At 64.2% G+C, this 15,333-nt stretch carries 11 protein-coding genes; 3 read left to right on the top strand and 8 right to left on the bottom strand.

All coding sequences use genetic code 11. The features are described 5' to 3' along the window. Positions 1-93: 93 nt before the first annotated feature. The 8 genes from AC1RQP_RS34255 to AC1RQP_RS34220 all read right to left on the bottom strand — a co-directional run bounded on the left by AC1RQP_RS34255 (position 94) and on the right by AC1RQP_RS34220 (position 10,680). The gene (locus tag AC1RQP_RS34255) at positions 94-990 is read right to left on the bottom strand and encodes an SMP-30/gluconolactonase/LRE family protein (RefSeq protein ID WP_239629631.1); all 897 of its coding nucleotides are present in this window, start codon (positions 988-990) and stop codon (positions 94-96) included. Between the two features lie 374 nt (positions 991-1,364). Further along, the gene (locus AC1RQP_RS34250; protein WP_492941573.1) at positions 1,365-4,070 is read right to left on the bottom strand and encodes a nitrate reductase; all 2,706 of its coding nucleotides are present in this window, start codon (positions 4,068-4,070) and stop codon (positions 1,365-1,367) included. A 15-nt stretch (positions 4,071-4,085) separates the two neighbouring features. Next, positions 4,086-5,303 carry an NAD(P)/FAD-dependent oxidoreductase gene (locus AC1RQP_RS34245; RefSeq protein ID WP_492941571.1) on the bottom strand — a complete coding sequence of 406 codons (1,218 nt, stop codon included), beginning with the start codon at positions 5,301-5,303 and terminating at the stop codon, positions 4,086-4,088. 10 nt (positions 5,304-5,313) lie between these two features. After that, positions 5,314-5,742: a globin family protein gene (locus AC1RQP_RS34240; RefSeq protein ID WP_492941569.1), complete on the bottom strand. Its 429-nt coding sequence runs from the start codon at positions 5,740-5,742 to the stop codon at positions 5,314-5,316. Positions 5,743-5,871: 129 nt separating this feature from the next. Beyond that, a complete protein-coding gene (locus AC1RQP_RS34235; RefSeq protein WP_492941567.1) occupies positions 5,872-7,251 on the bottom strand; it encodes an MFS transporter in 1,380 nt (459 codons plus the stop codon). A 341-nt stretch (positions 7,252-7,592) separates the two neighbouring features. After that, positions 7,593-8,387, bottom strand: coding sequence for an ABC transporter ATP-binding protein (locus tag AC1RQP_RS34230; RefSeq protein WP_492941566.1), 795 nt, complete (start codon positions 8,385-8,387; stop codon positions 7,593-7,595). A gap of 13 nt (positions 8,388-8,400) precedes the next feature. Next, positions 8,401-9,297: a nitrate ABC transporter permease gene (gene ntrB, locus AC1RQP_RS34225; RefSeq protein WP_492941564.1), complete on the bottom strand. Its 897-nt coding sequence runs from the start codon at positions 9,295-9,297 to the stop codon at positions 8,401-8,403. A gap of 60 nt (positions 9,298-9,357) precedes the next feature. After that, the gene (locus AC1RQP_RS34220; RefSeq protein ID WP_492941562.1) at positions 9,358-10,680 is read right to left on the bottom strand and encodes a CmpA/NrtA family ABC transporter substrate-binding protein; all 1,323 of its coding nucleotides are present in this window, start codon (positions 10,678-10,680) and stop codon (positions 9,358-9,360) included. Positions 10,681-11,355: 675 nt separating this feature from the next. Between AC1RQP_RS34220 and AC1RQP_RS34215 the strand changes: the two genes are divergently transcribed. The 3 genes from AC1RQP_RS34215 (at position 11,356) to AC1RQP_RS34205 (ending at position 15,260) form a co-directional block, all read left to right on the top strand. Further along, positions 11,356-12,195 (top strand): formate/nitrite transporter family protein, encoded by an 840-nt coding sequence (locus tag AC1RQP_RS34215; RefSeq protein WP_492941560.1) that lies wholly within the window; start codon positions 11,356-11,358, stop codon positions 12,193-12,195. Between the two features lie 60 nt (positions 12,196-12,255). Next, on the top strand, positions 12,256-13,992 hold the full coding sequence (locus AC1RQP_RS34210; RefSeq protein WP_492941558.1) for a bifunctional protein-serine/threonine kinase/phosphatase: 1,737 nt from the start codon (positions 12,256-12,258) through the stop codon (positions 13,990-13,992). Positions 13,993-14,204: 212 nt separating this feature from the next. Further along, positions 14,205-15,260 (top strand): acyltransferase family protein, encoded by a 1,056-nt coding sequence (locus AC1RQP_RS34205; protein WP_492941556.1) that lies wholly within the window; start codon positions 14,205-14,207, stop codon positions 15,258-15,260. The last annotated feature ends 73 nt before the right edge of the window (positions 15,261-15,333 follow it).

The raw sequence follows: 15,333 nt of genomic DNA, 5'->3' as shown, positions 1-15,333 counted from the left end.
GATCCGGAAAAATTGTGCAGCGGTTCTCCGAAAAGATCATGCTCAAACAATGACCTCAAGCGCGATGGCGATTCATCCTGATCGCATCGCGCTTTAGAGATCGCTGATGTCGGCAACCAGCACGCTGCCCGTCGCCGACTCCGTGACATAGAGCCGATCCTTCTTCGCGCCACCGATCGCGACATTGGTGCAGTTCGGCCCCGCGCAGGACTTGATCCGCGCGATCAGTTCGCCATTCGGCGCGAACACGAAGACATGGCCGAGCGAGGCATGACCGACGAACAGGCGGCCTTTGGCATCCATGGTCATGCCGTCAGGACCACTGGTGCCGAACAGCGAGCAGAAGCGGCCGACCTTGGACACGCTGCCGTCCTTCATGAAGGGCAACCGCCACACGGCGTTGTCGCGCGTCATCGCGACGAACAGCACGGTCTCGGTCGGGTCGAGCACGAGACCATTCGGGCTGATGCCGGTGTCGATCAGGCAATCGAGCCGGCCGTTCGACGCGAGACGATAGACCCGGCCGCTGGGATCGTGCAGGCCGGTCTGGCCCTGATCGGTGAAATAGACGTCGCCATTGCTGGCGAGGTGGAGATCGTTGCAGCCGCGGAACGATTCCGAATTGCGCGAGGTCAGCACCGGTTTGATCCGCCCGGCCTTCGCGTCAAGCTCCATGAGCCCGTGCATGTAATCGGCGACCAGGATGCGGCCGTCGGATGCGATCTTCAGCCCGTTCGGCCAGCCCTCGTATTCGATGACCTGCGACCACTCGCCGTCACGCGCGATACGGAAGATGCGGCCGAAGGGAATGTCGACGACATAGAGGTTGCCAACCTTGTCGAATGAAGGACCTTCGATGAAGCTGTCGGTCGGCACTCCCGGCCGGTTGGCATCAGCCCAATCGGTCCGCTCGCCCTTGCGGCGGAACTTGTCGGGCATGGCGGAGAAGACTTTTGTCTCGATCAGACGCGGCGGCGTTTCCAGGTACATCATTGTTGTTGTGGCTGTGGAGGAGGAGCGCGCGGCACCATAGGGGACAATTGAAGCCGCGTCGATTGGGCGGAGGTCATCGTTGCGTTACGAGCACGAGTACCAGCCCACGCCACTCTCGTGTCCCGGACGCGCTGCAACGCCCCAGCGTTGCGGCGCAGAGCCGGGACCTAGAAGGCCAAACGCTCCGCTGCTAGATGGGCCCCGGCTCTGCAGCGCATCACTTCGTGCTGCGCTGCGTCCGGGGCACGGGACCACAATTTGGCATACCGGCATCAACATCGTCACCGCGAGCGTAGCAATCCAAAAATCCCTCCGTGGAAAGGTTCTGAATTGCTTCGCGACGCTCGCGGTGACGTTGGAGAGAGCCAGCCCTACCCCGCCGCGCCAGCGACCTTCACCTGCTTCGCCGGCGCCACCTCGGTCGTCGCGATCAGGCGCTTCATCTCGGGGATGCAGGAGCCGCAATTGGTGCCGGCCTTGAGCTTGGCGCCGATCTCGGCGGCGGTGCGTGCGCCGCCGGCTATGGTGTCGCAGATGGTGCCGCGGCCGACGCCGAAGCAGGCGCAGACGATCGGCCCGGTCGACGCGGCGCCCTCGATCGACTTGCCGGACAGCAGCATACGGCGCTGCTCGTCGGTCACCTGGTCGGCGGCAAATGCGCTCTTCACCACCTCCCAATCGCCGGCGTCGTGCGCGGGTCCGACGAACAGGCAGGTCTCGATGCGGTCGCCCGCGAACGAGGCGGCGCGATAGACCCCGCCGCCGAAGTCGCGGTACTCGGCAACATCCTCGCCCGCGACGTTCTCGAGCCAGGCGGGCCAGCGCGAAAGATCGCCGTTGTCCGCGAAGAGATAACCGAAGCCGCCGGCGACCGTGACGCGGGTCCACAACAGGTTCTCCGGCAGGTCGATCTGCTTTCGCGACAGCGCGAAGCCGCGGAAGACGAATTCGTAAGGAGCGATCGCGGCCGGCGTCGCCTTCGCCTCCGGCTGGCCCGAGAACGGATCGGTGAAGGACTGCACCAGCGCGCCGACGCGGCCGTGCGAGGTGTTCATCGCACTCCAGTGGATCGGCACGAACAGGGTGCCGCGCTGCTGCCGTTCGCTCACGACGGCCTTCAGGATGCACTTACCGTAATCGGTGGTGATGCGGGCATAGCTGTCATGGGCGATGCCGTATTTGCTGGCGTCGTCGGGATGAATCTCGACGAAGGGCTCCGGCAAATGCGCGCCCAGCCGCTGGCTGAGCCCCGTGCGTGTCATGGTGTGCCACTGGTCGCGGATGCGCCCGGTGTTGAGCCGCAAGGGGCGCGACGGACCGGTCTCGCCGCGCAGCGCCGGCACCTCCGGCGCGACGAAGCGGCCCTTGCCGTCATTGGTGAAGAAGCCGCCTTGCGCGAAGAAGCGCTCGCCGGGCGTCTGCCCCTCGCGCGCGGGCCACTGCACCGGCTCCAAGGCGTCGAAGGCGTCGTCCGACAGCGAGGTCAGCGCGCCGATGTCGAAATCACGGCTGCCACCGTTCTCGAAAGCCGAGAGCGCCGCATGCTCGCGAAAGATGTCGGCGGCGGATCTGTAGTTGAAGCTGTCGCCGAAGCCGAAGCGCTTTGCGATCTCGCTCAGCATCCACCAATCGGGGCGCGCCTCGCCCGGCGCCGGCAGGAACGAGCGCTGACGCGAGATACGCCGCTCGGAATTGGTCACCGTGCCGGACTTCTCGCCCCAGGCCAGCGCCGGCAGCAGCACATGCGGACCGGCCTCGACCGTATCGTTGGAGAGCACGTTCTCGGAGACCACGAACAGCTCGAGCTTCTTCAGGGCATCGCGGACCATGTCGGCATCCGGCAGCGACACCGCCGGGTTGGTGCCCATCACCCACAGCGCCTTGACCTCGCCGCGGTTGATGGCCTCGAACAATTGCACCGCCTTCAGCCCCTCATGGGTGGCGATGCGCGGCGCCTTCCAGAACCGCCTGACGCGATCGATATCGGGCGGCGTGAAGCCCATATGGGCGGCAAGCATGTTGGCGAGGCCGCCGACCTCGCGACCGCCCATCGCATTGGGCTGGCCGGTGAGCGAGAACGGCGCGGCACCGGGCTTGCCGATGCGCCCCGTCGCAAGATGGCAGTTCAGGATGGCATTGACCTTGTCGGTACCCTGCGCCGACTGGTTGACGCCTTGCGAATAGAGCGTGACGACCTTCTCGGTGTCACGGAACATCCTGAAGAAGGTGGCGACGTCCTGCTCGGAGAGGCCCGTGGCAAGCGCGGTCGCAGTGACACTGCCGGCGATGTTGCGCGCGCGCGCCAGCGCGTCATCGAATCCCGACGTGTTGGTGGCGATGTAGTCCCGATCCAACGCACCATTGTCGGCAAGATGAACGAAGAGGCCGGAGAACAGCGCCGTGTCGGTGCCGGGCTTGAGGCCGAGGAAGAGATCGACATCGCCGGCGGTGTCGGTACGGCGCGGATCGATCACGATCATGCGCGCGCCGCGCTCCTGCCGGTTCTTCAGCATGCGCTGGAACAGGACGGGATGGCACCAGGCCGCATTCGAGCCGACGAAGACGAGCAGGTCTGCCTGCTCGAGATCCTCGTAGCAGCCGGGCACGGTGTCGGCGCCGAAAGCACGGCGGTGACCGGCGACCGAGGAGGACATGCAGAGCCGCGAATTGGTGTCGACATTCGCCGTGCCGACAAACCCCTTCATCAGCTTGTTGGCGACGTAATAGTCCTCGGTGAGGAGCTGGCCAGAGAGATAGAAGGCGACCGCGTCGGCGCCGTCGCGCGCCACGATGTGCTGCATGCGATGGGCGACATGATCGAGCGCATCGCTCCAGGCGACACGCTCCAGCACGCCCTTGCAGCGGATCATCGGGTAGAGCAGCCGGCCTTCGAGCCCGACGGTTTCGCCGAGCGCGGAGCCCTTCGAGCACAGCCGGCCGAAATTGGCGGGGTGGTCGGGATCACCGGCAATAGCCGCCCCGCCCCTGCCGTCGGGTGTCGCCAACACGCCGCAGCCGACGCCGCAATAGGGGCACGTCGTCTTGGTGGTGTGGAGCGCGGGATCGATCGCCGTCATCGTCAAACAGCCTTGTCAAGCAGCCTTGGAGGGGTGCGTCACCGCGCGGCCGAACATCATGTCTGTACGGATCGCCGCAACCTTGTCGCGGTTGCGGATCAGCTCGAGGTACCAGAGCGCATCGACGGTATCGCCGATCAGCACGGCGCCGGTGAGCCGGCCGTCGGCGATCACGAGCTTCTTGTAGGTGCCGCGGCTGCGGTCCGACAGCACGAGGCTCTCGCTGCCCTCCCCGCCCATGAAGTCGCCGGCGGAGAACACGCTGACGCCGGAGACCTTCAGATTGGTCGAGACCACGCTGCCCTGATAGGCGGCGGGGCGGCCGGAAAGATGCCGCGCCAGCACGCGCGCCTGCTCATAAGCGGGTTCGACAAGGCCATAGCAGGTGCCGCGATGCTCGGCGCATTCGCCGAGCGCGAAGATGTCGGCTGAGGAGGTCTGCATGACGTCGTTGACGACGATGCCGCGATTGACCGCGATCCCCGCATCTTTCGCCAGCACGACGTTCGGCTTGATGCCGGCCGCGAAAATCACGGCGTCGGCCTCGATGCGACTGCCGCCGGCCAGCTCGACGGCCTCGACATGACCGTCGCCATGGATGCACTTCGTGCTGGCGTTGAGCAGGATGCGGATGCCCTTGCGCTCGACCAGCGTCTTGAGCAGGTCGGCGGCGGGCGGATCGAGCTGGCGCTCCATCAGCCGGTCCATCAGATGCAGCAGCGTCACGGGGGCACCGGCCTTGGCGAGACCGTAGGCCGCTTCAAGGCCAAGCAGGCCGCCGCCGACCACGACGACGCGCTTCTTCGCCGCCGCAAGCGTCAGCAGCAGGTCGACGTCGCGGGTGTCGCGAAAGGTGTGCACGCCGGCCAGATCGGCACCCGGCACGTTGAGCCGCAGCGGCGTCGAGCCGGTAGCGAGGACGAGCTTGGAGTACTCCATGCTCTCCTCGCCTTCGATCTTCAGCTCGCGGCGGCCGGTGTCGATCTCGGTGACGCGATAGCCGTAGCGCACCGTGACGCCGCGGTGGCGCCACCACTCGGCGGGCCGGAGCTCGATCTCGTGCGAGCCGGTCTCGCCGGCCAGCACGGAGGAGAGCAGCACGCGGTTGTAAGCGAGCCGCGGCTCTTCGCCGATCACGGCGACGGCGTAGCGGCCGAGCGCGGTCTTCGCGAGTTCGTCGACCAGACGCGCGGCCGCCATACCGTTACCGACGATGACCAGCGGTTCACTCACGAGGCATCTCCTATTCGGCGGCCTGCGCTTGTGCGCCATAGGCCTCGGATATCATGTAGCCGGACAGCACGCCGTAGGCGTCGGTCCAGGCCGTGGCGAGTTCGGGCGTCCAGGCTTCGCCAAGCCCCTTCTCCAGGGTCCACAGCAAGGTCGCGCCGACCACGGGGTAGTGCTCGGCCTTGGCGCCGTAGGCGACGTGACGCTTGGCGAGGGCGGAGGCCGCGGGAAGAATCGACTCCAGGTTCGACAGGCCGCCGACCACGGCAGCGAGCATGCCCATCAGCTTCTTGCGCTGCTCGGTCATGTCCTCGGGAAACATCGCACGCACGGACGGCGCCACCTCGAACAGGCGATCGTAGAACAGCACCGCGGCCTGCTCCGATATCGGCGCGACCTTGGCGAAACTCTGTTGAATGATGGTGACCTGTTCTGGCGTCATGATGTTCTCCTGTCTGTTTCGGTCTGCCTTCGTCCGCGCCGTTGCGGAAAAAGTTCATGGGTCAAACGTCATCAGAGAGACTTCTCCCCGCGTACGGGGAGAAGCGACATTCGTGCCAAGTGCTCGCGCTCACACACGTGCCTCGGCGAGGCTTGGCGCGCCTTCACCCTGCGGGCTGCGACGCAGGTAGAACCACCAGGTCAGAGCGAGGCAGGAGGCGTAGAAGGCGAGATAGATCGCGAGCGCGAGCTGCGGCCCGCCGGTCATGGCGATCGATTTGCCGAAGCCGCTCGGGATCAGATAGCCGCCGACAGCACCGATCGCGCCGATGAAGCCGACCGCCGCGCCGCTTTCGATGCTCGCGGTCTTCAGCGCGGCCGCACGCGCGACATCGCCCTTGCCGCGCACTTTGAACAGGTTCTCCTCGCGGAAGATCGAGGGGATCATGCGGTAGGTCGAGCCGTTGCCGATGCCCGTCGTCACGAACAAGACCAGGAACATCGACAGGAAGCCCGTGAAATCCTTGTGCCCGACGAAGTAGAGCACGCCGACCGTGGCGCCCGCCATCGCGATGAAGTTCCAGAAGGTGATGATGGAGCCGCCGACCCGATCTGCGAGCCAGCCGCCGAGCGGACGCGACAGCGAGCCGACCAGCGGGCCCAGGAAGGCGATCGAGATCGTCACGGTGGGGAATTGCGTCTTGATCAGAAGCGGAAACGCCGCGGAGTAGCCGATGAAAGACCCGAACGTGCCGATGTAGAGATACGCCATGATCCAGGTGTGCTTGCGCTTGACGATCGCAAGCTGGTTCTTCACCGACGATTTCGCCGTGGTGAGATTGTTCATGAAGAACACCGCGCCGAACACCGCGATCGCGATCGGCAGCACCCACATGAGTCCGGCATTCTGCAGGAAGATGCCGTCGACAGGCGTTGCCTGGAACAGGTTGAAGACGGCGAGCGTCATCAGGATCGGGGTCAAGAGCTGCACGCTGGAGACACCGATATTGCCGCCGGCCGCGTTGAGGCCGAGCGCCCATCCCTTCATCCGGTCGGGGAAGAAGAAGGAGATGTTGGTCATGCTGGAGGCGAAATTGCCGCCGCCGAGACCCGCGGTCGAGGCGATCAGCAGCATCAGCCAGAACGGCGTGTCGGGCTGGCTCACGAAATAGGCAAGCGACAAGGTCGGAATGAACAGGATCGCCGCGCTGAAGATGGTCCAGTTGCGGCCGCCGAAGGTCGTCACTGCGAAGGTGTAGGGAAAGCGCATCAAGGCGCCGATCAGCCCCGGCACGGCGACGAGCTGGAACAGCTGGTCGGTGGTGTAGTGGAAGCCGGCCTGCGGCAGCTTGGTCGTGACGATGCTCCAGATCAGCCAGACCGAGAAGCCGATATGCTCGGCTACGATCGACCAGATCAGGTTGCGCCGCGCGATCGTCTTGCCGGTCGCGTTCCAGAACGCCTCATCTTCGGGGCGCCAGTCAGAAATCCAAGTGGGACTCTTCGTCATTGCATATCCCTTCCAGTCTCACCGCTGCGTCGTTGCAGGCTCAGCCTCCAGGCAGGGAGGCGCGCTCCGAGGCTTCACCCCGGTGGCGAGTTCACGATGCTGATTGATGATGTTGAGGGACGTCGTCGTTGGCGTCGCGCAAAGACGCTTCAATTTCCGTGCCAGTTGCGCGCATCCAGGAAATGCAGGGATTTCAGGATGTTGTTCGTGTCGCCCGAAATGTTCGCAGGGCTTTTTCGCACGCTTGGTTTGCGATTCGCTCAATCCTTGTGCGACGCACAAGGATTGAGCGAGCTGTCGATTATTTGGGCGCGCGCATGTTGTTGCGTTGAACTCTTCGCTTACGCGGCCTCGACGAAGCGGTGGCGCTCGTAGAGGAATTCGAGCACGCGTTGGCGGCACTTCAGATAGGTGGCGTTGGTCGCGAGCTCGAGCCGCTTGCGCGGCCGCGCCAGCGGCACCTCCAGCACCTCCCCGATGTGCGCGCTCGGCCCGTTCGTCATCATCACGATGCGGTCGGACAGCAGCACCGCCTCGTCGACGTCGTGGGTGATCATCAGAATGGTGTTGCCGAGCTTCTGATGCAGCGCCATGACCGAGTCCTGCAGATGCGCGCGGGTCAGCGCGTCGAGCGCGCCGAACGGCTCGTCCAGCAGCAGCACCTTGGGCTCCATGGCGAGCGCCCTCGCGATGCCGACGCGCTGCTTCATGCCGCCGGAGATTTCGGAAGGACGCTTGTCCCTGGCATGAGCCATCTGCACGAGGTTGAGATTGTGCATCACCCAGGCGTCGCGCTCGGCGCGGGACTTGGTCCTGGCGAAGACCTTGTCGACGCCGAGCCTGACGTTCTCGTAGACGGTGAGCCACGGCAGCAGGCTGTGGTTCTGGAACACAACGGCGCGGTCGGGCCCCGGCGAGTTCACCTCCCGGTTTTCCAGCAGCACGCCGCCGGTGGTGGCGCCGGTCAGCCCTGCGATGATGTTGAGCAGGGTCGACTTGCCGCAGCCGGAATGGCCGATGATCGAAACGTACTCGCCCTTCTCGATCGTGAGGTTGATGTCCTTCAGCACCTCCGTGGTGGCGGCGCCGCGGGTGAAGACCTTGTCGATGTGGTCGAGTTTCAGATAAGCGGTCATGTGCCCTCTCTTCTCAGTTCTGCGCGGTGCCGCGGGTGACGAACTTGCCGAGGCCCGCGATCAGGCGGTCCAGCACGAAGCCGATGATGCCGACATAGAACAGCGCCAGGATGATCTCGCTGATATGCGAGGAGTTCCAGGCGTCCCAGATGAAGAAGCCGATGCCGACGCCGCCGATCAGCATTTCCGCCGCGACGATCGCAAGCCACGACAGGCCGATGCCGATGCGAAGGCCGGTGAAGATGTAGGGCGCGGCCGCCGGGATCATGATCTTTGCGAAGAACTCGAGCGGATTGAGCTGCACGACGGCCGCGACGTTGCGATAGTCCTGCGGAATGTTGCGGATGCCGACAGCGGTGTTGATGATGATCGGCCAGATCGAGGTGATGAAGATGACGAAGATCGCGGAGGGCTGGCCGTCGCGGAATGCCGCGAGCGACAACGGCAGCCAGGCGAGCGGCGGAATGGTACGCAGCACCTGGAACAACGGATCGAGCCCGCGCATGGCCCAGACCGACTGCCCGACCAGCACCCCGAGCGCGATGCCCGCGATCGCCGAGAGCGAGTAGCCGAAGGCGACGCGCTGGAGACTGGCGGAAAGATGCCAGAACAGGCCCTTGTCGATGCCGCCATGGTCGAAAAACGGATCGAGGATCAGCTCCTTGGTGTCCGTGAACACCTTCGACGGCGGCGGCAGTGCCGAGCCGGCGCGGCGGCAGACCAACTCCCACACCAGCGTGAGCAGCGCGATCACGACCAGCGGCGGGATCACGCGCACGGCCGTCTCTCGTGCCATGCGTGCGTAAACTTCGGTGCGCGGGGGACGCCTCGGCGTCATCGCGACGACCGGCGCGGAGCTGGCCGCAGGCGTCGCGGTTTCAATCTCGATCTTGGCGGCAGGCATGTTCATCGCAATCTCTCTCCGGCTTCAAGGGACGATGCGGCCGCCAAAGGGCGGCCGCTGGCTCCATCAGACTTCGACGCGCTTGATCGCGAGCGACTTCAGATAGGCGGCCGGATTCTCCGGATCGAACACCTTGCCGTCGAAGAAGGTCTCCTTGCCGCGCGAGGTTGAGGCCGGAATGTCGGCAGCCGCGACGCCGAGGGTCTTGGCGGCGGCCTTCCAGAGGTCCTCGCGGTTGACCTTGGCAATCAGCGCCTTGGTGTCGAAGTTCGGCTCGTACTTGCCCCAGCGGATGTCCTCCGTGAGGAACCAGAGATCGTGGCTCTGGAACGGATAGGAGGCATGATCGCGCCAGTACTTCATGATGTGCGGCGAGTTCTCGACCACCTTGCCGGGGATGCCGTAGTCGAACTTGCCGGCGGTGCGGTCGAGCACGTCCTCGACAGGACAGTTCATCCACTGCCGCTTGCCCATGATGGCGGCGAGCTCGGCCTTGTTCTCGGCCTTGTCGGCCCATTGCTGGGCTTCCATCACCGCCATCAGCAACGCTTTCGCCGCCTTTGGATATTTGTCGACGAAGGCGGCGCGCATGCCGAAGGATTTCTCCGGATGCTTGTTCCAGAGTTCGCCGGTGTTGACCGCGGTATAGCCGATCTTCTGATGGATCAGCTGCAGGTTCCAGGGCTCGCCGACGCAGAAGCAGTCCATGGTGCCGACCTTCATGTTGGCCACCATCTGCGGCGGCGGCACCACGATGGTCTCGATATCCTTGTCGGGATCGATGCCGCCGGCGGCGAGCCAATAGCGTATCCAGAGATCGTGGGTGCCGCCGGGGAATGTCATCGCGGCCTTCACGGCCTTGCCCGAGGCCTTCTTCTTCTCCAGCGCGGCCTTGAACGGCGCGGCATCGACGCCGAGCTTCAGGTCGGCATATTCGCTCGCGACGGAGATGCACTGGCTGTCGAGATTGAGCCGCGCCAGGATGTACATCGGCGTCGGCTGGTTGTTCTGCGTCACCTTGCCGGCCGAGATCAGATACGGCATCGGGGTGAGGATATGGGCGCCGTCGATGCCGTTGCCTTCTGAGCCGAGCACGAGGTTGTCGCGCGTCGTTCCCCACGACGCCTGCTTCTGCACATCGGTGTCGGGCATGCCATATTTGGCGAACAGCCCCTTGTCCTTGGCGACGAAGAGCGGGCCGGCATCGCTGAGTGCAATGAAGCCGAGCTTGGCGCCCTTGACCTCAGGGCCTGCGTCCTGCGCGAAGGCGCCGGCAGGGAAGTTCAGTTTTGCGGCGGCGAGAAGTGCCGCGGTCGAGCCGGTGGCCTTCAACAATTGACGGCGGCTGAGGCCAGTCGTTTCGGAGGGCCGGCGGGTGCGCTTGGTCATAGGCTGTGTCGTCCTTTGCGTCTTTGCGGAATGATTTGCGGCTGTGCGCGCGAGCGGCCCGTCCGTCCGGTGGCGCCGTATTCGGCGCATGCGAACGCGTGACGGGGAGGACCCCCGGTCTGGTGGCGTCAGCAAATCGGATGAGAATTCTCGCGGGACGGCTTCAATGGCGTCGGCTGGAACCATTCAAGCTTCATGCCAAGCATGGCGCCACAAGAAGAATAAGTAAATCAATGCGTTATATCGGTAGCGCCAGACTGTCGCAGGTCGGTTCCGCTTGCGAGATTTGCGATCTGCACATTGCTTGTGCGGCGCACAAATCTTGTGCAACAGCTTAAGGAAAAGGCCGAGGCGACGTCAGAATCAGATCGAGCCGAGCGGCACCGCTTTGAAATTGCTAGATATTTTTGACAGCACGCGCCGGCACGCAACTTGCTTTTCTTTCGCCGTCAACGAAGACTGCGGCTTGCCGCATTGATGCAGCCTCTGGCGGCCGCATCCCGGAAGCTCAACTGCTTCGCGGCCCTCCCGGCTCAAAGTCCTCGTGACGCGATTCCCAAAGCTTCCAGATTTTCCATAGCCCTCGTGCGCGGCAGGCCAGCCCGCACGGCCGATCACGTTCAGCCGCGCTCTCCGGAGCGTGTCGATCTCCCTTACGAAGCAAAGGAACCATTGATGTCGTATCTCGCGCCTTCGGAATTCGTCACCAAGATGGTGGATGCGGGCGAGTCCAAGATCTTCATGTCCACCCGGGATACCATCATCCGAGCCTACATGGCGGGCGCCATCCTGGCGCTGGCGGCCTGGTTCGCCGTGACGATCAACGTCAACACGGGCCAGCCGCTGATCGGCGCGCTGCTGTTTCCGGTCGGCTTCGTCATGCTCTATCTGCTGGGCTTCGATCTCCTCACCGGCGTCTTCGTGCTTTCCCCGCTCGCCCTGATCGACAAGCGTCCGGGCGTCACCCTCGGCGGCGTGCTGCGCAATTGGGGCCTCGTATTCGTCGGCAACTTCGCCGGCGCTTTCACCGTGGCCTTCATGATGGCCTTCGTCACGACGTTCGGCTTCACCCAGGCGCCGGACAAGGTCGGCGCCGCCATCGGCAATATCGGCGAAGGGCGAACCCTCGGCTACGCCGCGCACGGCGCGGCCGGCATGGCGACGCTGTTCTTGCGCGGCATGCTCTGCAACTGGATGGTCTCGACCGGCGTCGTCGGCGCCATGATCTCGACCTCGGTCCCCGGCAAGGTCATCGCGATGTGGATGCCGATCCTGGTGTTCTTCTACATGGTGTTCGAGCATTCCGTCGTGAACATGTTCCTGTTCCCGTCCGGGCTGCTGCTCGGCGCGAAGTTCTCGATCATGGATTATCTGATCTGGAACGAGATCCCGACCGTGCTCGGCAACCTCGTCGGCGGCCTCGCCTTCACCGGCATGACGCTCTATGCAACGCACGTCATGACCCTGCCCAAGCGCCAGGCCGTCAAGGCTGCGAAGCCCCGCGTTGCGGCCTGATCGGATCCATCTCGACAGGGGAGCCTCGCCCGATCAGGGTGAGGCTCCGCTTTGCAGGTTATGACGATGACCCGCGGACTCCAGATCTCGGTCGGCCAGCATTCCGACAAGGGCCGCAAGTCCGTCAACCAGGACTTTCACGGCGTCCTGATTCCGGAAGAGCCGCTGCTCAGCCTGAAGGGCATCGCGGCTGTCCTCGCCGACGGCATCTCCTCCAGCGCGGTGAGCCAGATCGCCAGCGAGTCGGCGGTCAAGAGCTTCCTGATGGACTATTACTGCACGTCCGAATCCTGGACGGTGAAGACCTCCGCCCGCCGCGTGCTTGACGCGACCAATTCCTGGCTGCACGCGCAGACGCGCAAGAGCCAATACGCCTATGACCGGGACAAGGGCTATGTCTGCACCCTCAGCGCCATGGTCATCAAGGCGACCACCGCGCACATCTTTCATGTCGGCGACTGCCGCGTCTACCGCGTCGCCGGCAAGGCGCTCGAACAGCTGACCGACGATCACCGCATCATCGTGTCGTCCGAGCAGACCTATCTGGGCCGCGCGCTCGGCATCAATCCGCAGCTCGAGATCGACTATCAGGCGTTCGAGGTCGAGGCCGGCGACATCTTTCTGCTGGCAACCGACGGCGCTTACGAATTCGTCGACGCACGCTTCGTCACGAGCGCGCTGAATGAGCATGCGGGCGATCTCGACGCGGCGGCGAAGGCCATCGTCGAGGAAGCCTACCGGCGCGGCAGCGACGACAACATCACCGTCCAGATCATTCGCATCGATGCGGTGCCGCAGCGCGAGCCGGCCGGCATCTTCAATCAGACCGCACAATTGCCGCTGCCTTCGCTGCCGGAACCGCGCGCGATCTTCGACGGCTACCGGATCGTCCGCGAGATTCACGGCAGCAGCCGCAGCCACATCTATCTTGCCGTCGATGTGGAGACCGGGGAGCCGGTCGCGCTCAAGCTGCCGTCGGTCGACCTGCGCGACAATGCCGCGTACCTGAAGCGCTTTTTGATGGAGGAGTGGATCGCGCGCCGCATCGACAGCCCGCACGTGCTGAAGCCGCTGTCACAGTCGAGGCGGCGCAGCTGCCTCTACGTCGCGACTGAATTCGTCGAGGGCCAGACCCTGAAGCAGTGGATGATCGACAATCCGCGCCCCGATCTCGAAACCGTCCGCGGGCTGATCGAGCAGATCGCGGCGGGCCTGCGCGCCTTCCACCGCATGGAGATGCTGCATCAGGACCTCAGACCCGACAACATCCTGATCGACAAGACCGGCACCGCCAAGATCATCGACTTCGGATCGGTCAGGGTCGCCGGCGTCGCCGAGGCCGGGCCACCGGACGAGGCCGACGAAATCCTGGGAACGGTCCAGTATACGGCGCCGGAGTATTTTCTCGGGCAAGGCGGCTCACCGCGCTCCGACATGTTTTCGCTAGCCGTGATCTGCTACCAGATGCTGACGGGAAAGCTGCCTTACGGTGCCCAGGTCGCCAGGATCCGCCGCAAGGCGGATGCGCGGAGGCTCCAGTATAGCCCGGCGGACGAGGACCGCAACGTGCCGGCCTGGGTCGATGGCGCGCTCAGGCGCGCGCTCCATCCCGATCCCTACAAGCGACACGAGGACCTGTCCGAATTCGTCCACGAGCTTCGCACGCCCAACCCGGCCTATCTCGACACGCGAATGACGCCGCTCCTGGAGCGCAACCCGCTGATGTTCTGGAAGGTGACGTCGGCGGCGCTCGCCTGCGCGGTCATCGTGCTGCTGGCTATGCTGCACGCGCGCTAGAGTGTGTGCTCATGAAGCGCAGACGTGAGCTTCTGGCGGCTACACGGACATCTGCGGCTGTTCGGCGCACAGTCACTCCTTAGCTCCGTGCGGTCATGGCAAGGTGCCGTCCCGCCCCAGCCCACTTAATACATCCTAGCGTAGAGTTTCTCGACCATACGCAACCATTTATTAGTATCCTTGCGTGCAGATAGATTTCAACTTGTAATTGATTGTGCAGGGGCGTTTTGCGCGTCTTCGCGGGTGTAGAGGCAATGCGCGGCGTTGCTGCGCTGTCGGTGGTCTGCGGACACGCGGTCAGCGCGCGACCCGACATGGTCGGCCCGGCCGTTGCCGAAGGCGTCCTCACCATTCTTGCAAGCGGCGTTGACATCTTCTTTGTCATTTCCGGCTTCATCATCGCAACCACGGCGGCGGCGCACCGCGACCCGTTGAGCTTCGTCTTCAGACGAGCGGTTCGAATTTATCCGGTCTACTGGCTTGTGTTGCTGGCGGCGTTCGCCAGCTCGTCCTGGATCGATCTGTCGCCGGAGAAACGTCCGCCGCTCGACCTTGGCCTCATCTTCGCGTGGACATATCCGAACTGGTACCTTGGCCCGGCCTGGTCGATTGCTTTCGAATTGCATTTCTATGCCGCAGTTGCGGCCATCCTCGCCATCGCGCCGAACCGGTTGTTCGAACTGCTGTTCGCGGGGCTCGGCATGGTCGTTATTGCCCTCGTACTCCGCCTGCAGCTCGGCATCTATTCCCATCCGCTGGTCCTGGAATTCGGCGCCGGCGTCGGCATCGCCTATCTCCACAGGAACGGTCGATTGCTCTTTTCGCGCCATGTTCTGGCAACTTCAGCCGGCCTGTTCGCTGTCGGCTGGTACTGGATATTCGTGTCCGGATCGGCCGACCCGCAATTCGCGCGCGTGCCAACCTATGGCGTCGCTGCGGGATTGCTCATCCATGCCGTGGTGTCTGCCGAGATCGAAGGGCGGTCGTTTTCGCCGATCCTGCAATGGTTCGGCAAGATTTCGTACTCGCTGTATATCGTCCATTACCTGGTGATACGATGGATGATCAACTTTACCGAGGTGTGGCTGTTATCGACGGCCGCGACAATCGTAGCCAGCATTCTGCTCTCCATCGGCCTCGCCTGGGTCTTGTACATCATCATTGAGGCGCCGCTCATCGGATGGGGCCGCAGGTGGAGCGCCGACCAACGGACCTCGGATGCCCCGAGACGAGAGAAGGCCGTGGATATCCCTGCACGGGTCGACTAAGCACTCCGCGCCGGTTCACGCGAGCGGCGATTGCCGCTCTTGGGCCGCCAGCTTGCTGTCACGCACCGCCGGC

The organism is Bradyrhizobium sp. GW821-FHT13H06, from assembly GCF_058803975.1.
The sequence above is the reverse complement of the archived record's forward strand: the minus strand, read 5'-3'. Positions and strand labels throughout refer to the sequence as shown.

Coding starts and splice junctions, on each gene's coding strand:
- AC1RQP_RS34255 (WP_239629631.1), bottom strand. CDS start 990: ATGTACCTGGAAACGCCGCCGCGTCTGATCGAGACAAAAGTCTTCTCC.
- AC1RQP_RS34250 (WP_492941573.1), bottom strand. CDS start 4,070: ATGACGGCGATCGATCCCGCGCTCCACACCACCAAGACGACGTGCCCC.
- AC1RQP_RS34240 (WP_492941569.1), bottom strand. CDS start 5,742: ATGACGCCAGAACAGGTCACCATCATTCAACAGAGTTTCGCCAAGGTC.
- AC1RQP_RS34235 (WP_492941567.1), bottom strand. CDS start 7,251: ATGACGAAGAGTCCCACTTGGATTTCTGACTGGCGCCCCGAAGATGAG.
- AC1RQP_RS34230 (WP_492941566.1), bottom strand. CDS start 8,387: ATGACCGCTTATCTGAAACTCGACCACATCGACAAGGTCTTCACCCGC.
- ntrB (WP_492941564.1), bottom strand. CDS start 9,297: ATGAACATGCCTGCCGCCAAGATCGAGATTGAAACCGCGACGCCTGCG.
- AC1RQP_RS34220 (WP_492941562.1), bottom strand. CDS start 10,680: ATGACCAAGCGCACCCGCCGGCCCTCCGAAACGACTGGCCTCAGCCGC.
- AC1RQP_RS34215 (WP_492941560.1), top strand. CDS start 11,356: ATGTCGTATCTCGCGCCTTCGGAATTCGTCACCAAGATGGTGGATGCG.
- AC1RQP_RS34210 (WP_492941558.1), top strand. CDS start 12,256: ATGACGATGACCCGCGGACTCCAGATCTCGGTCGGCCAGCATTCCGAC.